Genomic DNA, 20,770 nt, shown 5'->3' with positions numbered 1-20,770 from the left:
GATGGATGAAAATAAAGAAGTCTGAAAAATACATGGATACTGTCACTTTTACTGAAAATACAGAAAGTGCCAGTCAATTGCCGAAAGAGGTTGAAGTCGACAATGTGGGGAGCTCCTTTTTCAGCTCAAAGCCGCAAGCTGCTGCTGCTGGGCAGTGGTGAACTGGGTAAGGAAGTTATTATTGAAGCTCAACGCCTTGGCGTAGAGACCATAGCAGTAGATCGTTATGAGGATGCTCCGGCCATGGGAGTGGCTCATCGCTCCCATGTGATCGACATGCTGGATGCGGATGCTCTTAAGGCACTGATCCGTATGGAGAAGCCGGATGTCATTGTGCCGGAGATTGAAGCCATTGCGACCCATGCCCTTCAGGAGCTGGAGGATGAAGGCTTTGCAGTCGTGCCGACGGCACGGGCTGCCCGGTTGACGATGGACCGTGAAGGTATTCGCCGCCTTGCCGCTGAAGAACTTGGTCTGCCAACTGCAGATTACCGCTTTGCGGATAGTTTGGACGAGCTACGGCAGGCAATTGCTGAACTTGGTACACCTTGTGTGATCAAGCCGATTATGAGCTCTTCTGGCAAAGGGCAGAGTGTCTGCCGGAATCCGGAGGATGCGGAGCATTGCTGGAATATCGCTTTGGAAGGTGCAAGAGCCAAGGGAACCAGAGTCATCGTAGAAGCTTTTGTGACTTTTGAGAGTGAGATTACCTTGCTGACGGTTCGTTCGGTGTCGGGAACTGTATTTTGCCCGCCCATCGGACATATTCAGAAGGACGGCGACTACGTGGAATCATGGCAGCCTCATCAGATGGACGAAGGTCAGCTAGCGGAAGCGCAAGCCATTGCCAAAGCGGTAACCGATCAGCTAGGAGGCCGCGGTATTTTTGGAGTGGAGCTGTTCCTGACGTCTAAAGGCGTGTTGTTCAGTGAAGTATCACCAAGGCCGCATGATACCGGCATGGTAACCATGGCCACACAGGATTTATCTCAATTTGCAGTACATGTCAGAGCCATTCTGGGATTTCCGCTGGAATGTGTTCAATTACTCACACCCGGAGCATCGGCAACACTAAAAGCCGAGACCGCGGGACAAGCTTTTGCAGTAACCGGACTGGATGAGGCGCTCGCGCTTCCCCGCACGCAGGTCCGGGTGTTCGGTAAGCCGGAAGCCCGGCCCGGACGGAGAATGGCAGTAGCTTTAAGTGCGGCTGAAGATGTGGAAATTGCACGGACGGTCGCCAGGCAGGCAGCGTCTAAGCTTAAAGTGGAGGTATATGAGAATGGACAGTAGTACCCTAGCACCAGTACTGCAAATTCGCAAATGTGGCATGGAAGATCTGGAGAGAATAACAGCCCTACTGCGGGAACTCGGTTATCCGACAACGGTTAATGTAATGAAAGAGAGAATTGAAGGCATGGAGAACAACCCTCTCCAATGTACACTTGTTGCTGAACTAGATAACGAAGTAGTGGGAATGATCGGCCTCAGGCAGGTAAGCTCCTTTTCCAAACAGCAGGAATCCATCACAGAGATTACTGCGCTCATCGTTTCGGAGGAAATCCGCGGCAACGGACTCGGCAAAAGACTAGTAGCTGCTGGAGAAGAATGGGCACGTCATAAAGGCTGCTGCAAGCTGTTTTTGAGAAGCGGCAACCGTGTGGAGCGTGCACCAGCACATGCTTTTTACCAGCACATCGGGTTCGAAAAAACAGCAGGATACCGCTTTAACAAAGCGCTGCTATAATATTTCTGCGTTACCGATCATACCCATCCCGGCTTGCGGGATGGTTTTTTTTTATAATCTACGAAATTTCTCCGCTCATAAAAGGCCACAACATAACTTAACCATAGATTAGACGCAATGAATCAGATAGAATGTACTTACTGCACACCAGCGTTATAAAATAAACTTGAAACAAATCACACCAGTGTGAAAGTAACAGAGGGGAAGGTTTGGAACTGTAGGAGCGAAGCGTTCGCCTTTGTCCCCAGATTTCAACCGCTAGAAGCGGTTTAAAAAGAAGAAATCTGGAGACAACAGCGACCGTAAGTCCAAAATTTCACCGTAGTGACGACCAAGCTTTAAGTGGAAATCTTAAGTTCGTTTTATAGAAGAGGTTTATAAAGAAGAAATCTGGAGACATCAGCGACGGTAAGTCCAAACATTCCCCGGAGTGACGACCAACACCTGTGTGGGCAAACTTCAAGTTTTTTTATAACAAAACCAACCCAAAGAGGGATGATGCATGTACAAATTGATTCTTGCCGAAGATGAGGAAGATGTAAGAGAAGGAATAATCGGACAGATCGACTGGGCGAAGTACGGATTTGAGGTTGTGGATCAGGCGGAGAACGGCCGGGAAGCGGCCGACGCCATTGATCGATTGCTGCCAGACGTCGTGGTGACTGATATTCAAATGCCGTTTATGAACGGACTGCAGTTAGCCGAATGGATACGCAAACGCCATCCGAATACGAAGATCATTATTTTAACCGGGTTCGATGAGTTTGAATATGCACAGCGGGCGATTAAATTGCAAATCGATGAGTATATTTTGAAACCGTTTTCATCACAAGAGTTAATAGATGTGCTGCTGAAGGTGAAGGGGACAATAGAGTCGGAGATTGCGGAGAAAGAGAATATATTCGTGCTAAGTGAACATTACCGGAAGAGTCTGCCCGTCCTCCGCGAGCAGTTCTTGTCCTCGCTAGTTTCGCGCCGTCTGACCCGTGCCGAAATTGAGGAGAAGCGTGCGGAATACGACATTCCTCTGGAAGGCCGACTGTTCCAAGCGTCAGTTATTAGTGTGGATTACATCCGGCACACAGGCAGGGAGAACGCGGAGGAAGGTCGACCAGTATCGCTGCGCGACACAGGCGATCGCAATTTGCAGCTCTTCGCCGTCCTGAATATTGCCGAGGAAATATGTGAGAAGCATAATTTCGGCAAAGTCTTTATCCACCGGGATAATGTGGTTCTGCTATCTGTCAGCCCGGAGCAGGAAGAAGCCGAAATTACAGGCAAGACCTTCACGATTTTAGAGGAGATCGGACAGAATGTACAGCGCTTCCTGAAGTTGACGGTTACTTCGGGCGCGGGTACTGTATGCCGGTCACCGGAGTTATTGTTTAACTCCTTCGGAGATGCCCTGCAGGCACTGGACTATCGCGTGATTCTGGGGAACAACCGGGTGATCTGGATTGAGGATGTAGAGTCGAGATCAACACAAATGCTGGATTATGATGATCTGACTCAGCAGTCCCTGATGCGCACGATCAAGTTGGGAACGGTTCAGGAGCTGAAGACGGTAGTGGACGGTTTGTTCGCCGGGCTGGATATTGCTCAGGTCTCCATGCAGGATTACCAGATTTTTTTGCTGGAGATTATGACGTCCATTCTCCGGCTCGCCAAAGAAGCTGGCAATGAGACCGCGGAGCTTTTTGGCTCAGGGCTCTCATCATTGACGGATATGAACAAGTTCAACAATGTCGAAGAGGCCAAGCAGTGGATCATCAACTTATGTACCCGGATTATGGACTCCATCGCACTGGAGCGGCAGTCGAGCTATAAACAGCTCATTGATCAGGCCAAGGATTATATCCGTGATCATTACGAGGAATCCGAAATCTCCATCGGGAAGGTCTGCCAGCATCTGCATATTAGCACAGGGTATTTCAGCAGTATTTTTAAAAAAGAAATGAAGATGACCTTTGTGAGCTATCTTTTGCAAATCCGCCTGGAGGCCGCCAAGGAGCTGCTTCGCTCCACGGAGCTCAAGGCGTTCGAGATCGCTGAGAAAATCGGCTTTGCCGACCCGAACTATTTCAGCTTTTGTTTCCGTAAGAAATACGGCCTTTCTCCCAAAGAGTACAAGAACAGCGCCAGAGGAGGATAAGGCATGTGCAGGGAGAAACCACATTTCTTCCCGCTGCGTCCGCAGCGGCCCTTAGGAGGCACGATTAAATTATCCTCCAAGCTGCGCAGTATCCAGTTGATTATTACGGTTACATTTACTTTCGTCGCTGTGCTTGTCGCCGTCCTCGTCAGCTTTATGCTGTACAACAAGTTCGCCAAGACCGCAGAAGAGAATGCCAATCTGAACATGCAGCAGATCATCGAGCAGGTGAATTACAACCTGGAGTTGTACGCCAAGGGGATGCGCAATATTTATGAGAAGGCAGAGGCGCAGATCACGCTGACGCCGGATATTGGCGCCCCCATGCTCAAGGAACGAATGTCCACGCTACTGGAATCCCGGGAAGATCTGGTCTCTGTCGCTTTGTTTACACCACAGGGTGAACTGGTCCTGAATGTACCGGGACTTGAAATGCGCCACAATACGCAGCTTGAGAACCAGAGCTGGTATACATCGCCCCGCCGAACCTCAGAAATCTCTTTCTCGGCCCCTCACATCCAGAATCTCTTCAAGAGCAAATACACATGGGTCGTGTCCATGAGCAAGCTTATACAATACCGTGAAGCCGGAGTGCTCAAGACGGGGAACCTTCTGATTGATTTTAACTTCGGCACGATTGATGAACTCAGCAAGCAGGTCAAGCTTGGTAAAAGAGGCTATGCCTACATTCTGGATTCCCTCGGCAATATTGTGTATCATCCGCAGCAGCAGCTAATCTATGCGGGACTGAAATATGAGAATGTGGAGCCTGTTCTGGAGTATGCTTACCGAAGCTATCTGGATGAATCTACTGGTGAGAAACGATTTATTACTGTGCGTACACTGGCCGAGACGGGATGGAAAATTGTCGGGGTGGCTTATTATGACGAGATCGTGACCACGAAGCGGGACCTGAATCAGTTCCTGTCCTGGTTCCTGGCTGTTGTAATCCTATGTGTGATCATCGTCTCGGTCCTGCTGTCTGCCCGGATTTCCAGCCCGATCCGCAAGCTGGAGCGTACGGTCAAGCAGGTGGGGGAAGGTGATCTCAATACCCCTATCAATGTCAGCGGGGCCTATGAGGTGGAGCAGTTATCCAAGCGCTTTAATCTTATGCTTCAGCGTATCCGCCAGTTGATGGAACAGATCATTTACGAGCAGGAAACGAAGCGTAAGGGCGAGCTTGAAGTGCTGCAATCCCAGATCAACCCGCACTTTTTGTATAATACATTGAATTCGGTCATTCGGCTTGCGGAACGGGGAAAGACCGACGAGGTCGTCACGATGATTCATTCCCTCTCGAAGTTTTTTCGCATCAGCCTCAGCAAGGGCAAGAATATCATTACCGTTCAAGAGGAACTGGACCACATCCGTCATTATTTGGTGATCCAAAGCTTTCGCTTCAAGAACAAATTCAAGTATGAGATTCATGCGCAGGATGAAGTATTGCAATGTCAGACCATCAAGCTCATATTGCAGCCCATTGTAGAAAATGCCCTGTACCATGGAATTGAAATGATGCCAGATGAGGGATTGATCTCTATTCGGGCAGAGCTCCAGAACAAGCTGATTGTCATTACTATCATGGACAACGGCCTCGGCATGTCTAAAGAGACGCTAAGTACGATTTTGACGGGTGTATGTAAGTCCGGGACTGGATCGGGTGTTGGTGTGCGAAATGTGAATGAGCGGATCAAGCTCTATTACGGGCGTGAATTCGGCATTTCCTTTGAAAGCGCCATAGAGGAAGGCACTACAGTTACGCTTACTTTCCCTGCGCTGGTGTCTCAAGAACTCGATGAAGAGAAGGAGGGGGGAGCTCAGGAATGATGAACAAACGCTTTTGGCTGATCCTATTCTGCTGTGCTGCGGCAGGGTTCGCGCTCAATTCCTGCATAAGTTCGCCTCCTGATTACATCAGCACAGCCAAGACCCGGAGTGTCCATATGATTGTCAAAATGAGCAGGGGCGATTACTGGAATACCGTGAAGCTGGGAGCAGAGGCAGCGGCCCAGGAATTCAACGTCAAGCTGACGTTTAAAGCCCCGGATTCGGAGAGTGACGTCGACGAACAGATTGCGATGGTGGAAGACGCAATTGACGAAAAAGCAGATGTGATCGTACTGGCGGCCAGCAGTTACATGGGGCTTGCACAGGTAGTGGATAAGGCGGCGGTTTTTAACAAAATCCCCGTGATTTCGGTGGATGCTGAGGTGGGATCAGCCAGAGTCTCCACTTATATTGGCTCTAACGGATATGAGGCTGGACAAAAATCGGCTGAGCGCCTGATCAAGCTGCTGGACGCACATGGAGAGATTGGCATCATCAACTTTACGAGTTCAACCGAGAATGCCCAATCGGTGTCGTCGACCGCGATAGATTATGGGGCGAGGGATGCAGATGAACGGGAAAAGGGTTTTCTGAACTACGCTGCCCGCTATCCCGATATCCATGTTGTCGAGATTGCTTATACGCCCTCCAATATTGCCAATGCAGAGGAATTGACCAGACAAATGCTGAACCAGCACCCCAGATTGAGAGGGATAGCTACCTTGAATGAAACAGGTTCACAGGGAGCGGCCAAGGCGATACAGCAGCTGGGACTGAAGGAGATCAGAATGGTGGCCTTTGACAGCTCTCCATCGATGATGGAGCTGCTTCAGGACGGAACGGTTCAGGCTACGGTAGTGCAGAATCCATTCAGCAACGGGTATTTGGCCATTAAGCACGCTGTGGAAATTCTTGAAGGTATCAAAGTCCCGGAACGGGTGGATACAGGAACCAAAATCATAGATTTGGACAACATGCTATGGCCGGAGAACCAGAAGCTGTTGTTCCCTTTTGTAAGATAATCAGGCTGGTAGCCGGTGCGCATGAATGAGGAGGGCAGGGTTCCCCGAAATGTGGTCACCGGCTTTTTTATGTGCAGACAGATGGCGGGAAATCTTATATCACCAAAATAGGAAGGTGAAGTTCTCCTAGCGCCAAGGGATAAACTTAGTGGACGTAATATAAGAATAAGGAACCCTTTTGTACATGAGAATTTTTATAAAACAGAGTAGTATTTTATATTCGCAACCGTTTTCAAATGAAGCATAATGTAGATATTCCCAGAGTGAGCGGGGAAAATGAAAAAGAAATTAATCAGGAGGTCAATGAATAATGAAAAAAATCACTTCCGTATTACTGGCCAGCGCATTGCTGGGTGCTGCTCTTGCAGGCTGCGGCGGCAATAATAATTCTGCTAGTACAACTAACTCCGGGGCCGGTACCACTAACACAACAAATTCCGGTAACAGCGGAGGAAAAAGCACGGAAACGCCTAAGGTCGGCGTAGCCATTTACAAATTCGATGACACATTCATGACGGGCGTCCGTAACGCGATTCAAAAATCGGCTGAAGGCATCGCCACTGTGGATATTGTAGACAGCCAAAACTCCCAGCCTACCCAGAATGATAAGGTTGACCTCTTCATCACCAAAAAATATAACGGCATGCTGATCAACCCGGTTGACCGCACTGCTGCCGGCGTCATTATCGATAAAGCTAAAACAGCAAATATTCCAGTCGTGTTCCTGAACCGTGAACCGCTTCCGGAAGATATGAAGAAATGGGACAAAGTCTACTATGTAGGCGCTAAAGCCGAAGAATCCGGTACGATGTCCGGCCAACTGATCGTTGACTACTGGAAAGCACACCCTGAGGCTGATAAGAACGGCGATGGCGTGCTCCAATACGTAATGCTTAAAGGTGAGCCTGGACACCAAGATGCTGAGCTCCGTACTACTTACTCCATTCAAGCTGTAGAAGATGCTGGCATTAAGGTTGAAAAGCTGGCTGAAGATACTGCGATGTGGGATCGCGTAAAAGGCCAGGAGAAAATGGCTGCATTCCTCGGTTCCCATGGCGACAAGATTGAAGCTGTGTTCGCGAATAACGATGACATGGCTCTCGGGGCTATCGAAGCGTTGAAAGCTGCCGGTTACTTCTCTGGGGATAAATACATGCCGGTAGTCGGCGTGGATGCTACAGCTCCTGCGGTTCAAGCTCTGCAAGATGGCACGATGCTCGGTACCGTTCTGAACGATGCCAACAACCAAGGTAAAGCTGCGATCACTGTAGCTTCACTGCTTGCCAAAGGCGAAACACCAACGAAAGACAATGTTGGCTTTGACATCACTGACAACCAGTATGTCTGGATCTCCTACAAGAAGATCACCAAAGACAACGTTGCGGATGCGAAGTAATCATTCTATTAGTAACATTCTTAAAAAGATAGACACGGGGAGCGGCTATCCGCTCCCTGATATTCCTTACGGGTAGGGAACAGGATGGAACCGCTGTGCCTCTCATGGAAAAGAAAAAAAGCGTAGGGGGCGTAACAACATGGCTCAAGCCGAGTTTTTGCTGGAAATGAACAATATCTCGAAAGAGTTCCCCGGCGTCAAGGCGCTGGATGATGTCAGCTTGAAGGTTAGACCAGGATCGGTTCATGCTCTGATGGGTGAGAACGGTGCTGGTAAATCTACATTAATGAAGTGTCTCTTCGGAATCTACGCGCCGGATGCCGGTGAAATCTATCTGGATGGCGACAAGGTCTCCATCACAAGCTCCAACGATGCGCTTAAAAATGGAATCTCAATGATTCACCAGGAATTGCATCCTGTGCCGTTCCGCAGTGTGATGGAGAACATCTGGCTGGGACGTTTTCCGACCAAAGGCATCGGACCGATTCAATTCATTGACCACAAAAAGATGTTTACGGATACAGAGAATCTTTTTAAAGATCTGGACATTGACCTGAAGCCCGAGACTTTGGTGGGTAAATTGTCCGTATCCAAAATCCAATCCATTGAAATCGCGAAGGCCGTCTCTTTCCATTCCCGCGTCATTGTGATGGATGAACCTACTTCGTCCCTGACCAGTGTGGAAGTGGAGCACTTGTTCCGGATCATCCGGGATTTGAAAAAAAGAGGCGTAGCTATTATCTATATATCGCACAAAATGGAGGAAATTCTCGAGATCTCCGATGATGTCACCATCATGCGCGACGGTAAAAAGATTGGCACCTGGCCGGCCGCGGAGATGACCACCGATTTGATTATCTCCAAAATGGTAGGCCGTGATTTGACCAATCGCTTCCCTGAGCGCTTCAATGTGCCGGGTGAAGTCTATTTGAAAGTGGAGAGCTTGACCTCAACGGAACAACGCTCGTTCAAGGACATCTCTTTTGAATTGCGGCGCGGTGAAATTCTGGGAATCGGCGGCCTCGTCGGGGCGCAGCGTACGGAAGTTATTGAAGCACTGTTCGGTCTTCGTAACATCAGATCAGGTTCCATTTCGATTAAGGGAAAGCAGGTCAAGATCAACTCGCCTAAAGATGCAAAGAAACATGGCCTTGCACTGTTGACGGAGGAACGGCGTGTTACGGGGATTTTCCCGGTATTATCTGTGCATGAGAACGGAGCCATTGCCAACCTTGACCGCTACCAGAAGCCTTATATGCTGTTGAACGGGAAGAAGAAAAAAGCAGAAGTCGACAAAATGATCGAAAAACTCCGTACCAAAACACCGACGACCAAGACCCAAATTATGAACCTGTCCGGCGGCAATCAGCAAAAGGTATTGCTGGCCAGATGGCTGCTCACCGAACCGGAAGTTCTGCTTCTGGATGAGCCGACACGGGGGATCGACGTAGGTGCAAAGTTCGAAATTTATACGATCATCGCGGATTTGGCGAAGCAGGGCAAGAGCATCATTATGATTTCCTCAGAAATGCCAGAGCTGCTGGGCATGTCCGACCGGGTTATGGTCATGTCTGAAGGGAAACTGACAGGGATATTAGAAGGCGAGCAAGCTACGGAAACGGAAGTTATGCGCCTCGCCGCACAGCACTAGAGTAGGAACAAGTTTAGCTTGTGAAAAGAAGTAAACTTCCTATAACAAGGCATTTGTTGATGGTGAAATTCAACTTCTGGTAACTGATTTATGCTTATCATAAAAACAATTATTCGCATAACAAGGAAATTGTTACGGTTTTGGTTGCGCTGTGCGTAACAGATTATGCTTACGATGAGAGTTACGCTGCGCGTAACAGATTATGCTTACGATGGGAGTTACGCTACGCGTAACTTTAAGGAGGAACATACTAATGAACGTAAAAAAAGCTCAGTCCTTTGTCACCCAAAATGCCATCTACATCGTATTGGTGTTGCTTATTTTGGGAATAGCACTGTATGAACCAAGTTTCATTTCTGTGAATACTCTGCGTGACATTATGATTCAATCATCCACACGGATTATCATCGCGCTTGGCGTTGCTTTCATTCTGATTACAGCGGGTACGGACTTGTCCGCCGGACGGGTTGTTGGTTTCACGGCGGTGATTTCTGCTTCGATGCTGCAGATTCCCGATTATTCGCGTCGCTTCTTCCCCGATCTACCGCAACTGAATGTACTGCTTCCTATTGTGATCGCTATCATCGCAGGTCTTATCTGTGGACTGATAAATGGTCTGGTTGTCTCCAAGCTCAGTGTACCACCGTTTATCGCAACGCTAGGTACAATGGTTATCGTGTACGGTCTTAACTCCCTGTACTTTGATATGGAGCCCAACCAGTCCCAGCCAATCGGCGGTCTGCGTCCCGACTTCACCAAAATTGGTTCCGGCTTCTTTGGAAGCGGCCAATATTCGATACCGTTTATAGTCATCATAGCCCTCGTCGTCGCAGCCATAGTCTGGGTAGTCTTTAACAAAACCAAACTTGGCAAGAACATGTACGCTATCGGGGGGAACATTCAAGCGGCAAAAGTATCCGGTATCGACGTATCCAAGAACTTGATCTACATCTACGCAATTGCGGGTGCCCTCTACGGTCTGGCAGGTGTCCTTGAAGCTGCAAGAACAGGCGGCGCTACCAACAACTATGGCAACATGTATGAACTTGACGCCATCGCAGCCTGCGTAGTCGGCGGTGTATCTACCACAGGCGGTATCGGTACCGTGCCGGGCGTTCTGGTTGGGGTTATCATCTTCACCCTGATCAACTACGGTTTGACCTTTATCGGCATCAGCCCGTACTACCAGCTGATTATCAAAGGTCTGATTATTATCGCGGCAGTGGCGTTTGATATGCGGAAGTATTCATCTAAAAGATAGTCGGGCTTGAGGATAACGTTGTGACTGCGGGGAATGCTTGGACTTTCGGCCGTTGTTGTCTCCAGATTTCTTCGATTGAAACCGCTGAGCGCGGTTGAAATCCGGAGACAGCTTATGCTTCCGATGCTAGCTTTCCTGCGGAAAGCTTTTAGCGGACGCTGTCGCTCCTACAGTTCCAAGCTTCCCCTTCGTCACGCCTCGATCCTCTCGCTGAGGGGGCAGGTTAGTAAAAAGCGTTTGCTACTTCTCGCAAACGCTTTTTGGTATATCGATTGCTTCGCTCCGAAATGAACAATTATGATAGCCATCAAATTCACTTCACAAATCGTTACGAAATGATGTGACTTTAATCACACTGATAGGGGCTTTTCTTTTCATATACTTGACATATTCCAAGTAGATGAAAGCGAGGACTGCTTTATGCTTAGCGAAAAAACAATAAAAATCATACAATCTACGGTTCCGGTTCTAGAAATACACGGGACGGAAATTACCAAGCGGTTCTATCAATTGTTGTTCAGTAGCCATCCTGAACTATTGAATATTTTCAATCACGCGAATCAAAGCCAGGGTAGACAGCAAACAGCCCTTGCCAACGCAATAATCGCCGCGGCTAAACATATTGACAAACTGGAATCGATTCTCCCGGTAGTGAAACAGATTGCCCACAAGCATCGCAGTCTTGGCGTGCAAGCAGAGCATTACCCTATTGTTGGACAAAACTTGCTTACAGCAATTAAAGATGTTCTAGGTGATGGCGCGACAGAGGAGATTCTTCAGGCCTGGGGAGAGGCATATGGAGTCATTGCGGGCGTCTTTATTGAGGTAGAAGCCGAAATGTACGGGCAGGCACAACAACAGCATGGAGGATGGACAGACTTCAGAGCCTTCCGGGTGGAACAAAAAGTGAAAGAGAGTGGCGTTATCACCTCCTTTTATCTAGTACCGCAGGATGGAGGAGAACTAGCCTCCTTTGAGCCGGGACAGTACGTTAGTGTAAAAGTGGAAATCCCAGGTGAGATAAATACACATATTCGTCAGTACAGTCTTTCCGACGCCCCGGGTAAACCGTACTACAGAATTTCCGTTAAGCGTGAGGATGCGGGGGCTGGTCGGCCAGCGGGGAAAGTCTCGGTGTTCTTACATGATCAGGTCAAGACGGGAGATGTGTTATGGTTGTCGGCGCCTGCAGGCGAATTTACACTGGATCAGCAGGATTCCCGTCCGGTCGTGCTCATAAGCGGGGGCGTGGGATTAACACCACTCGTCAGCATGCTAAATACTTTGGCTACTGCGAAGACGGAGCGTCAAGTCACTGTTATCCACGCCGCTTTGAATAGTGATGTGCATGCGCTCAGACGACAGGTAGAGGAGCTCTCCGAGCGCTCTCAGAACATCCATACCTATTTTTGCTATGAAAAGCCGACTGCCCAGGATAGAGAGCAGAAGGCCTTTGATAAAGAGGGATATATCGACTTGCCTTGGTTGAAGCAGGTAGTTCCTACCCAAGACGCAAGCTTTTATTTTTGCGGGCCCGTTCCGTTTATGCGAACTGTAAATGGCCTGTTGAAGGCCTGGGGTGTCCCTGCTGCAGATGTTCATTATGAGTTTTTTGGACCTGCCGGCAGCTTGGAAGGGGATGCAGACAGCTCCAAAGAGGACGTTTCCCTACAGCGTTAATTGGTGGAATGAGACTCTGATTTCATCTGGCTGCGCAGCAGGCGGTTAATCGTCTCACGGCGAAGCCCGATGAATTGGCCGATCTCATCTTGTGTTAGTACATCGGTTAGCGTGGCTGGTGATATATAGACTTGGAACCATGATTGCAATTTCTGAAGTTTTTCCGCGGGAGAGACGGTGGTAAGCTGATCTATTCGCTGTTGCATGATCCGCAGCCTATCCTGCAATTGAATAGCAATTTCCCGATAGCGGTCAGGGTTTTGTTCCAAGTGCTGATACCACTCTATTTCGGGCAAAACTTCAATTTCACAAGTGACAAGCGCAATGGCTGTACCGTAATATGGGTTCGAACTGATCAGGGAGTGATGCGGGATGATTTCTCCCGGCACGATGAGATTGACCAAAATCTGTGATCCATCTTGATGGAGCCGCACGATTTTTAACATGCCACTTTTCAAGTGATACAGTGGTCCGGAGTCGCCTTGCCTGAATAATGTTTCACCTTTATGTAATATCATAATTAACCTCCGTAAAGATAAAGAAGCGAAAATCGGTATAACTGATTTTCGCTTGTATTCTTTTTTAACAGTATAACAGGTTTGAAAGCATCGGGTTCGTTCTGAGTGAAAGAGGAGTTAGAACGCTAAGGTGGAAATAATATACACCTGAACTTTTCAATCAGGCATAATTTTTGCTTAATCTGGAGGAACGTATGCTATGAAACTAGCTGTCCAAATTCGCCACATGTCGGAGGACGATATCAATCTGGTCTATCAAGGCTTGTCTGGCCATGACATTCAAAAGCCACTGGAATATATTCAACAATGCTGGGAAGAGAATGAGAAGGGAGAGAGGGTTACCCTTTTGGCCTTTTATGAGAATGAACTTGCCGGATGGGGACATCTCGTATTTAATCCGCATTATACATATTTTGTTGAAGAGGGTATCCCTGAAATTCAAAACCTTGATGTTATTCCACCGCTCCGCAAGCGAGGCATAGGAGGCTTGTTGATAGATGCGCTCGAAGAGCAAGCTTTTGCCAAGTCGGATAAGGTGGGGATTGGTTTTGGTCTGTACGTGGATTATGGAACCGCACAAAGGTTATATGTGAAGCGTGGATATATCCCTGATGGTAGAGGAATTATGTACGACAACGTACCAGTAGAGCCTGGCTGTCAAGTGCGTGTGGATGATGATTTGGTCTTGTTCTTAATAAAATCAAAATGAAATATATAAGACGAACAAAAGAAAACAAAAAGCGTAGATGAGCGAAGGGGAAGTTTGGAGGAAGTTTGGAACTGTAGGCGCAAAGCACTCGCCTGAAAGCATTCCATAGGAAAACTAGTACCGGAACATAGATTGTCGACAGATTTCAACCTCTAGAAGCGGAAATTCCCCTTGACCAGTCGTCTTAACAGTGAAAAAGAGGGGCCACCTCCCAAACTAACGGCATTTTTGTACCTTATTTTTCTTCAATATAGGCAAATGAGGGAAATAAGGGCGTTTTTGTATCTTATTTTTTGAAAAAGCACGCTGGACAGGGTATTCTGAAAGATTTAAGGTACGATATTGCACTTAATCCCCATTAACCCCTACTTGCAGAGGATTTAAGGTACAAAAATGCCGTTAATTACACTTCGATCCTTTTTATATAAGCTCTTTTTTTCTTGGTTATGCTTGTTTCTGTAATGCGTTCTACATAGATGGCGGTTCAATCCAGAAATGTGAAAACAACAGCGATCGAAGCAACCTCCCGTTCACGGAGCGTCCGCCCAGCCTACTTCCATACGATTAAATGACACACAAACGCCCGCACTCCCATATCCTATAGGCAAATGCCTGTGTTAAAGGGGAGCGACTGAATGCTGAGGATCAAGCTGAATGAGCTGAGGGGCGGCGGGAACGAAGGCAGCTTCATAAAGGCCGATGTGTGGAAATGGGACGGGATTGAGTGGAGCGAGTATATCGTTCAGCAGGAAGAAGAGTTTATTCGGGCGGATGATGATCTGTTCGTTAGTCTTCCGGCTGAACCGGGATTGTACCGTGTGGACTATTCCAGCAAGTCCTTAGAGGCTCCGTTTGAGCAGACTCAGGCGGAGATCAAGGATCATCGGACGACATCCTTGCATCCGGCTCCTTTCAAGCTGAAAGAGGGGACACTTTGGGGGTATATCAACGACGAAGGAACCACGGTGATTGAACCCCGGTACGAGTACGCGGAGGATTTTCAGCCGAATGGGCTAGCTGTGGTGCAGTTGAAAGGCAACAGCGGACTTATAGACAATACTGGACAGGAGCGGGTGAAGCCGGTCTATTCTTTTATCGGGCCTTTTTTAGAGGGCCGGGCCGTCGTCTCCGATGCGAAAGGGTATACCTTTATTGATGAGCAAGGTCATGAAGTGACTTCGGCGCGGGTGGATTATCTGAATTCGCTGCATGAAGGCCGTGCTCTTTTTTCTAAACAGGGGTCAGGCCAGGCATCACGTTACGGCTATTGGGATCGTCAGGGCAAAGAGGTGCTCCCTGCGGTCTATGAGGATGCGAGCGATTTTATGAACGGGACCGCGCTGGTAAAGATCGCAGATGGTGAATACGCGCTCATTGATCCCGATGGACATCGTCTTTACACGTATAAACATCCTTTTGTAGGCAGCCTAGGGGAGGGACTGCTGTCCTATCAGGAGACGGAGAACGGCAGATACGGGTATCTGAACAAGGACGGAAGCGTGGCTATTCAGCCGCAATTTACGGCTGCACTGCCCTTTTACGAGGGCCGGGCGGTAGTGAATACGGCAGAGAACTTCGGTAATGCGTACGGTCTCATTGACAAGCAGGGACGAATGATAATCCCGGCCAAGTATTATGAGCTCCAGCAGCTTGGAGAGGGCCGGGTTGCATTAGGAACGCCGATATATCCCTCACAGCCATATCGTGGTTCCCGCTACGTGATTGCGGACGCAGAGAATGGCCGGATACTTAGTACTCATACCCTGCTCGGCGTGAATAATTACCATGAGGGTCTGGCCTCCGTCTATGACGCCAAAGAAACCTATTTTATTGATAAAAGTGGCAGGAGGGCAGCTCAGCCTCCGGTCATTCCAGGCACGGGAACCCTCAGCTTCAGCGGGCGCCTGATTCGGGCGAATATTGATCAGCGTACATCCTATTATGACCGCAGCGGCAAACAAGTTTGGCGGCAGAACGGCGTTATTCCCCTGCGTGCCCCATACTCTGTACTTGAGAAGAAATATAAGCCGAATTTTGATTATCTGGTGTATTATCCGGTTGTGGAGGGGATCTCCAATAAGGATGTGGCCAGGGAGGTTAACGATAAGCTGCGGAAGCTTTCGAAGGCAGAAGATATCGGCAGTGGCGGTCCCTCGCAGGATTTTAGTTATACCGGTGACTTTGCGGTAACCTTTTTCCGCAAAAATCTGCTGGTGCTTGAGCTGAACGGCTACCGTTTCCCTTTCGGAGCAGCCCACGGCATGCCGACCAAGATCCATACCCATATCAATCTGCGCAACGGCAGATTTTATACATTGCGTGACTTGTTTAAGCCGGGGAGCAAATATGTAGAGAAACTGAGTGATATTGTCGGAAAACAGATACAAAATGACCCGCAGTACTCGTATGTGTTCCCTGGAACGTACAAAGGGATTACTGCCGACCAGCCGTTCTTTGTAGATGAGGATGCGCTGTCCCTTTATTTTGCACCTTATGAGATTGCTCCTTATTCTGCAGGATTTCCAACCTTCCGTATTCCCTATGCAGAGATCATGGGGCTGATTTCGACAGAAGGCGAATTCTGGCAGTCCTTTCATTGAGATCTTGCAACCATCGAATGCTCGCTAATCAGGCGTGCATTCTTTTTTTATGCCCAGACATACTTCCTATCGCTCGAATATTGTCAGAAATTAGAAACGCACAGCAAAGTGATGTGTGCTACAATGACTGAGGAACTTATTACAGTTTTGTAATTATTGCAGCCACGTTGTCCTGGCATACCGCAAATCACAACACAAGAATAGGGAGATGGCAGAATGAAGAGCAGAACTTTAAGAGCAATGATAGGCGGAAGTGTAGCAGCTGTTATGGCGCTTAGCATTACTCTTCCATTAACGGCCAATGCGGCCAGCAGTGTACAGGTGACTACCACCACCTCAACCATCAGCTATGATGAACTATTGAAATACCTTAGCAATTTAAATATAAAAGGCTTTCCTTTTAATTTTGACAATGTTACCGGGGTGTCCAAGCCTCAAACGACACCAGCGCCTGTAGCGACACCAGCACCAGCTAAACCTGTGGTAACTCCAAAACCGGTTAAACCAGTAGCAACACCAGCGCCTACAGCACCACCGAAAGCTACCCCGGTTCCAGCTAAGCCAGTGCCAACTCAGGCACCAGCTGCGGGACAAGCAGGTACGTATACCCAGCAAATTGTGACACTCGTGAACAAGGAGCGTGCGGCGGCAGGTCTGTCTCCAGTAAGTGCACTGGATAGCTTGAATAAAGTAGCAGCGGCAAAAGCAACGGATATGCGGTCAAATAACTATTTCGATCATACTTCTCCAACTTATGGATCACCATTTGATATGATGAAATCCTTCGGAATTACGTACAGAGCGGCAGGCGAGAACATCGCCATGGGTCAACGCTCTCCGGAAGAAGTAATGACAGCCTGGATGAACAGCCCGGGTCACCGTGCTAACATCCTGAACAAGGATTTTAACTACATCGGTGTTGGTTTTGACAACAACTACTGGGTGCAGGAGTTTATCGGAAAATAGAATGTTAGGTCTAGCACTATATGCATCGTTCTCCCGGCAGAGCCGGGGGGACGATTTTTTTTATGGTTTTGGTCTAAATTGGCGGTTTTTTGTATGCTGTATATTTGCAAATTATGCATAGAAGAATTATGTTTATCTACATAGTTAAGAACTTTGTAAAATGTGGAACAATACAGAATAGTACGGCATACGGAGGGATAGCTTTGAATGATTCCAAATGGACCTGGCGCAGTGTAAGCCTGATCTCCATAGCAACAACTCTTGTTTTGATCACTGGATTTGGATATGCAGTAAGTGACGTCCTCTTTCCAAAGGGTGATATACCGTTGACATCCTTGCCACAGGCGACCCCTGCACCCGAGAATGGGGCAGTGAAGTCCTTTAAAGTGGTAGCTCTGGGGGATTCTCTGGCCAAGGGAACCGGGGACAACACAGGGAACGGTTATGTGAAGAATACCGTAGCAGGGTTGGCTGCAAGTGGAGTGTCGGCTGAGTTACTTGGCAATATGGGGATTAACGGGCTGACAACAGCCGGGCTGCAAAATAAACTTAAGGACGCTGGCATACAGTATTCACTGCGCCAGGCTAATGTGATCCTGCTCTCCATCGGAGGCAATGATCTGTTTCGGGGAGCCGATCTGCTGCAAAATGGCGGCGCCGGGAATACTCCGGCCGGATCTTCCGTAGGGACTACGGGGGAAACGGGAACAGGGACGAAGCCGGGCACTGCTGAAGGAAATCACTCAGGCACAGGAACAACACCCGGTGCTTCCGGGGAAAAAGAAACGAACGACTTGACTCCTGAGTCGCTGCTCGCTGCGCTGCCGGAAGCTGCCGAGAGACTCGGTAAGATTTTGAACACTATATCAGAGATTAACCCGGCAGCACGAATCTATTATGTGGGTCTGTACAATCCGTTCGGCGATGTTCAAGAAATGCTGGTTCCGGGTAATCAGGCGGTAACGGCCTGGAACAATGCTGCTATGGATATCATTAACCGGAATAGCAAGATCACGCTTGTTCCTACCTTTGACCTGTTTAACAACCATTTGGACAAATATCTGTCCTCGGACCATTTTCACCCCAACAGTGACGGATACAAGCGGATCGGGGAGCGGATTGTACAAGCTATTCAATAAAGTAGTTAAACCTTGGGTATAGCACATGAAGCAAGACCGAAATGATGTAATAAGGAGCAGTGTGGCATATGGCAAAAGAGATGAAGGATGGCTCCGGAACAGTGGTTCTCTCGGTTGACGGGGTCCGCAAGAAAATCGGCCGCAAATGGATTATCGATAATGTGACTTTTGATGTGCGTGAAGGTGAAATTTTCGGGTTTCTCGGACCTAACGGAGCCGGGAAAACGACAACCATCCGCATGCTTGTAGATTTGATCCGTCCTAGCGAGGGGAAGATCACGGTTTGCGGCTACAACGTGAATAAAGACCCGGAGAAGGCGCTGCAATATGTGGGCTCCATCGTCGAGAATCCGGAAGTATATACTTATCTGACAGGTTGGGAGAACTTGCAGCATTTTGCCCGGATGCAGCCTGGAGTGGATGAGGCCCGTATTGCCGAGGTAGTAGACACCGTTCGGCTGGATCAGCGTATTCATGATAAGGTCAGTACATATTCGCTTGGGATGAGACAACGTCTCGGAATTGCACAGGCGCTGCTGGGCCGTCCAAGGCTGTTGATTCTGGACGAACCGACCAACGGACTGGACCCCAAGGGAATCAAGGAACTACGGGAATTCATCCGCAACCTTGCCGACGGGGGCCTCGCAGTATTCGTATCCAGCCACCTTCTCAGCGAGATTCAATTGCTGTGCGACCGGGTTGCCATTATCAGCAAGGGCCGTGTGCTTGCAGTGGGCGGAGTGGATGAACTGGTTGCCCGCAACTCCCCATACGTCTTGTGGGAGCTGGAGCCTTTTGACAAAGGAAGAAAGCTGCTGGCCGAACGGCCAGATGTCATATTGGCTGATCCTGCAGAAATTACGCTGGATGACAGTGTTATCGCAGGAATGGGGCCAAACTCATTGATTACGATTATGGATGACAGTCTGATCCCGGAGATTGTGGCTGTGCTTGTCATGGCTGAAGTGGAAGTCCGGGGCGTGCATAAAATCAACCCGACACTGGAACAGCTATTCCTGAAACTGACGGAGGGTGAGACCATTGATTAACCTGTTGCCGCTCATCCGTAATGAGTGTCTGAAGATTATTAAAAAGAAGCGTTTTTATGTCATTTTGTTGATTCTGATCGTGCTCGTGCCGATGTTTACTTATGCTCAAATGCGGATTGCTGAACGCAGCCGTGATAAGTTCAATTCGGACTGGCGGCTGGAAATCCAACAGCAGATTACAGACAATGAAAACTCCCTTGGAAGTGACCGGATTCCGGAGGAGTGGAAATCGTACCGGCGAATCTTTGTGCAGCAATTGCAGTATTATCTGGACCATAATGTGAATCCGAACGAGCCGAGTGGTGTGACGTTTACCCGTCAATTTCTTGACAATTCGGTGTCGTTGTTCATTCCTCTGCTGATTATGGCGATAGCGTCAGATCTTGTATCGGGTGAAAGGACTACAGGAACGATTAAAATGCTGCTGACCCGTCCAGTCAGACGCTGGAAGGTCCTTTTCAGTAAAATGACGGCGCTTTTAATGTTCGTCTCGCTGATCGTATTGTCGACCTTTATCATCAGTTACCTGATTTCAGGTCTGGTGTTCGGGTTCAAGGGTTTTAACGTGCCTGTCTTTACGGGCTTCCAGATTAGCGGCGATACGGTAGACATGTCAGGCGTCCATGCAGTACCGCAGTGGAAATATTTGCTGATGCAGGGTGGATTGATTTGGTACGTCAGTGTAGTTGTTGCGCTGCTGGCCTTCATGGTCTCCGTGCTTGTGAGAAGTACGGCGGCAAGTATTGTCGTGATGATGGCAGCGCTGATCGCAGGGACCATCCTGACGAACATGGCTTCTGCCTGGACGACAGCCAAATACTTGTTTATGGTCAATCTAGGACTAACAGGATATTTGTCCGGAACACCGGCGCCGATTGAGGGGATGAGCCTGTCCTTTTCCTTGATTGTGCTTGCTATTTGGGCCGCTGTTTCTGTGATCATTTCATTCGCCGTCTTTACGAAACGGGATATTTTGAATTAGAATGTACAAAGTGAACGAAAACGTTTGTTTGCATTTACAGGTTAAAGTGAAGTGAAGAGAAGGAGGAG

The 20,770-nt window shown here is 48.5% G+C and carries 16 protein-coding genes; 15 read left to right on the top strand and 1 reads right to left on the bottom strand.

All coding sequences use genetic code 11. The annotated features are described in order from the left end of the window. Positions 1-102 precede the first annotated feature (102 nt). From purT to hmpA, 9 genes are all read left to right on the top strand, one after another. On the top strand, positions 103-1,293 hold the full coding sequence (gene purT, locus ACFRAM_RS04200) for a formate-dependent phosphoribosylglycinamide formyltransferase (protein ID WP_379464755.1): 1,191 nt from the start codon (positions 103-105) through the stop codon (positions 1,291-1,293). Further along, entirely contained in the window at positions 1,283-1,747 is a 465-nt protein-coding gene (locus tag ACFRAM_RS04195; RefSeq protein ID WP_246317358.1) for a GNAT family N-acetyltransferase, read from the top strand. The genes purT and ACFRAM_RS04195 overlap by 11 nt, the downstream gene beginning before the upstream one ends. Before the next feature lie 502 nt (positions 1,748-2,249). Further along, on the top strand, positions 2,250-3,899 hold the full coding sequence (locus tag ACFRAM_RS04190) for a response regulator (RefSeq protein WP_379464656.1): 1,650 nt from the start codon (positions 2,250-2,252) through the stop codon (positions 3,897-3,899). Between the two features lie 3 nt (positions 3,900-3,902). Then, positions 3,903-5,729 carry a sensor histidine kinase gene (locus tag ACFRAM_RS04185; RefSeq protein WP_175373616.1) on the top strand — a complete coding sequence of 609 codons (1,827 nt, stop codon included), beginning with the start codon at positions 3,903-3,905 and terminating at the stop codon, positions 5,727-5,729. Further along, positions 5,726-6,751, top strand: coding sequence for a substrate-binding domain-containing protein (locus ACFRAM_RS04180; RefSeq protein WP_379464655.1), 1,026 nt, complete (start codon positions 5,726-5,728; stop codon positions 6,749-6,751). The genes ACFRAM_RS04185 and ACFRAM_RS04180 overlap by 4 nt, the downstream gene beginning before the upstream one ends. Positions 6,752-7,061: 310 nt before the next feature. Further along, entirely contained in the window at positions 7,062-8,147 is a 1,086-nt protein-coding gene (locus tag ACFRAM_RS04175; RefSeq protein WP_379464654.1) for a galactose ABC transporter substrate-binding protein, read from the top strand. Positions 8,148-8,286: 139 nt separating this feature from the next. After that, complete coding sequence (locus tag ACFRAM_RS04170) at positions 8,287-9,798, top strand: sugar ABC transporter ATP-binding protein (RefSeq protein WP_379464653.1); 1,512 nt, start codon at positions 8,287-8,289, stop codon at positions 9,796-9,798. Between the two features lie 253 nt (positions 9,799-10,051). Further along, positions 10,052-11,059, top strand: coding sequence for a galactose/methyl galactoside ABC transporter permease MglC (gene mglC, locus ACFRAM_RS04165; RefSeq protein WP_175373613.1), 1,008 nt, complete (start codon positions 10,052-10,054; stop codon positions 11,057-11,059). Positions 11,060-11,479: 420 nt separating this feature from the next. Beyond that, positions 11,480-12,739, top strand: a complete 1,260-nt coding sequence (hmpA, locus tag ACFRAM_RS04160) for an NO-inducible flavohemoprotein (RefSeq protein ID WP_379464652.1) — start codon at positions 11,480-11,482, stop codon at positions 12,737-12,739. Here the strand turns inward: hmpA and ACFRAM_RS04155 are convergent. Next, a complete protein-coding gene (locus ACFRAM_RS04155) occupies positions 12,736-13,257 on the bottom strand; it encodes a Crp/Fnr family transcriptional regulator (RefSeq protein ID WP_379464651.1) in 522 nt (173 codons plus the stop codon). The genes hmpA and ACFRAM_RS04155 overlap by 4 nt on opposite strands. Positions 13,258-13,456: 199 nt before the next feature. Here ACFRAM_RS04155 and ACFRAM_RS04150 point away from each other — a divergent pair, with 199 nt between their 5' ends. The 6 genes from ACFRAM_RS04150 (at position 13,457) to ACFRAM_RS04125 (ending at position 20,702) form a co-directional block, all read left to right on the top strand. Continuing rightward, entirely contained in the window at positions 13,457-13,966 is a 510-nt protein-coding gene (locus ACFRAM_RS04150) for a GNAT family N-acetyltransferase (RefSeq protein WP_379464650.1), read from the top strand. Positions 13,967-14,601: 635 nt separating this feature from the next. Further along, the gene (locus ACFRAM_RS04145; protein WP_379464649.1) at positions 14,602-16,566 is read left to right on the top strand and encodes a WG repeat-containing protein; all 1,965 of its coding nucleotides are present in this window, start codon (positions 14,602-14,604) and stop codon (positions 16,564-16,566) included. Positions 16,567-16,782: 216 nt separating this feature from the next. Further along, complete coding sequence (locus tag ACFRAM_RS04140; protein WP_379464648.1) at positions 16,783-17,532, top strand: CAP domain-containing protein; 750 nt, start codon at positions 16,783-16,785, stop codon at positions 17,530-17,532. A gap of 203 nt (positions 17,533-17,735) precedes the next feature. Continuing rightward, positions 17,736-18,671: a GDSL-type esterase/lipase family protein gene (locus tag ACFRAM_RS04135; RefSeq protein ID WP_379464647.1), complete on the top strand. Its 936-nt coding sequence runs from the start codon at positions 17,736-17,738 to the stop codon at positions 18,669-18,671. Positions 18,672-18,751: 80 nt separating this feature from the next. Next, positions 18,752-19,720, top strand: a complete 969-nt coding sequence (locus ACFRAM_RS04130; RefSeq protein ID WP_379464754.1) for an ABC transporter ATP-binding protein — start codon at positions 18,752-18,754, stop codon at positions 19,718-19,720. Continuing rightward, positions 19,713-20,702 (top strand): ABC transporter permease, encoded by a 990-nt coding sequence (locus tag ACFRAM_RS04125; RefSeq protein ID WP_175373606.1) that lies wholly within the window; start codon positions 19,713-19,715, stop codon positions 20,700-20,702. Before ACFRAM_RS04130 ends, ACFRAM_RS04125 begins: the two co-directional genes overlap by 8 nt. The last annotated feature ends 68 nt before the right edge of the window (positions 20,703-20,770 follow it).

This window comes from Paenibacillus sp. NPDC056722 (assembly GCF_042790635.1).
Lineage (GTDB): Bacteria > Bacillota > Bacilli > Paenibacillales > Paenibacillaceae > Paenibacillus_AQ > Paenibacillus_AQ agri.
The sequence above is the reverse complement of the archived record's forward strand: the minus strand, read 5'-3'. Positions and strand labels throughout refer to the sequence as shown.

What these genes read in the sequence shown, in the direction of transcription:
- ACFRAM_RS04150 (WP_379464650.1), top strand. Translation starts at nt 13,457, where the DNA reads ATGAAACTAGCTGTCCAAATTCGCCACATGTCGGAGGACGATATCAAT.
- hmpA (WP_379464652.1), top strand. Translation starts at nt 11,480, where the DNA reads ATGCTTAGCGAAAAAACAATAAAAATCATACAATCTACGGTTCCGGTT.
- ACFRAM_RS04180 (WP_379464655.1), top strand. Translation starts at nt 5,726, where the DNA reads ATGATGAACAAACGCTTTTGGCTGATCCTATTCTGCTGTGCTGCGGCA.
- ACFRAM_RS04155 (WP_379464651.1), bottom strand. Translation starts at nt 13,257, where the DNA reads ATGATATTACATAAAGGTGAAACATTATTCAGGCAAGGCGACTCCGGA.
- ACFRAM_RS04175 (WP_379464654.1), top strand. Translation starts at nt 7,062, where the DNA reads ATGAAAAAAATCACTTCCGTATTACTGGCCAGCGCATTGCTGGGTGCT.
- ACFRAM_RS04145 (WP_379464649.1), top strand. Translation starts at nt 14,602, where the DNA reads ATGCTGAGGATCAAGCTGAATGAGCTGAGGGGCGGCGGGAACGAAGGC.
- ACFRAM_RS04195 (WP_246317358.1), top strand. Translation starts at nt 1,283, where the DNA reads ATGGACAGTAGTACCCTAGCACCAGTACTGCAAATTCGCAAATGTGGC.
- ACFRAM_RS04130 (WP_379464754.1), top strand. Translation starts at nt 18,752, where the DNA reads ATGAAGGATGGCTCCGGAACAGTGGTTCTCTCGGTTGACGGGGTCCGC.
- ACFRAM_RS04190 (WP_379464656.1), top strand. Translation starts at nt 2,250, where the DNA reads ATGTACAAATTGATTCTTGCCGAAGATGAGGAAGATGTAAGAGAAGGA.
- ACFRAM_RS04170 (WP_379464653.1), top strand. Translation starts at nt 8,287, where the DNA reads ATGGCTCAAGCCGAGTTTTTGCTGGAAATGAACAATATCTCGAAAGAG.
- ACFRAM_RS04140 (WP_379464648.1), top strand. Translation starts at nt 16,783, where the DNA reads ATGAAGAGCAGAACTTTAAGAGCAATGATAGGCGGAAGTGTAGCAGCT.
- mglC (WP_175373613.1), top strand. Translation starts at nt 10,052, where the DNA reads ATGAACGTAAAAAAAGCTCAGTCCTTTGTCACCCAAAATGCCATCTAC.
- purT (WP_379464755.1), top strand. Translation starts at nt 103, where the DNA reads ATGTGGGGAGCTCCTTTTTCAGCTCAAAGCCGCAAGCTGCTGCTGCTG.
- ACFRAM_RS04185 (WP_175373616.1), top strand. Translation starts at nt 3,903, where the DNA reads ATGTGCAGGGAGAAACCACATTTCTTCCCGCTGCGTCCGCAGCGGCCC.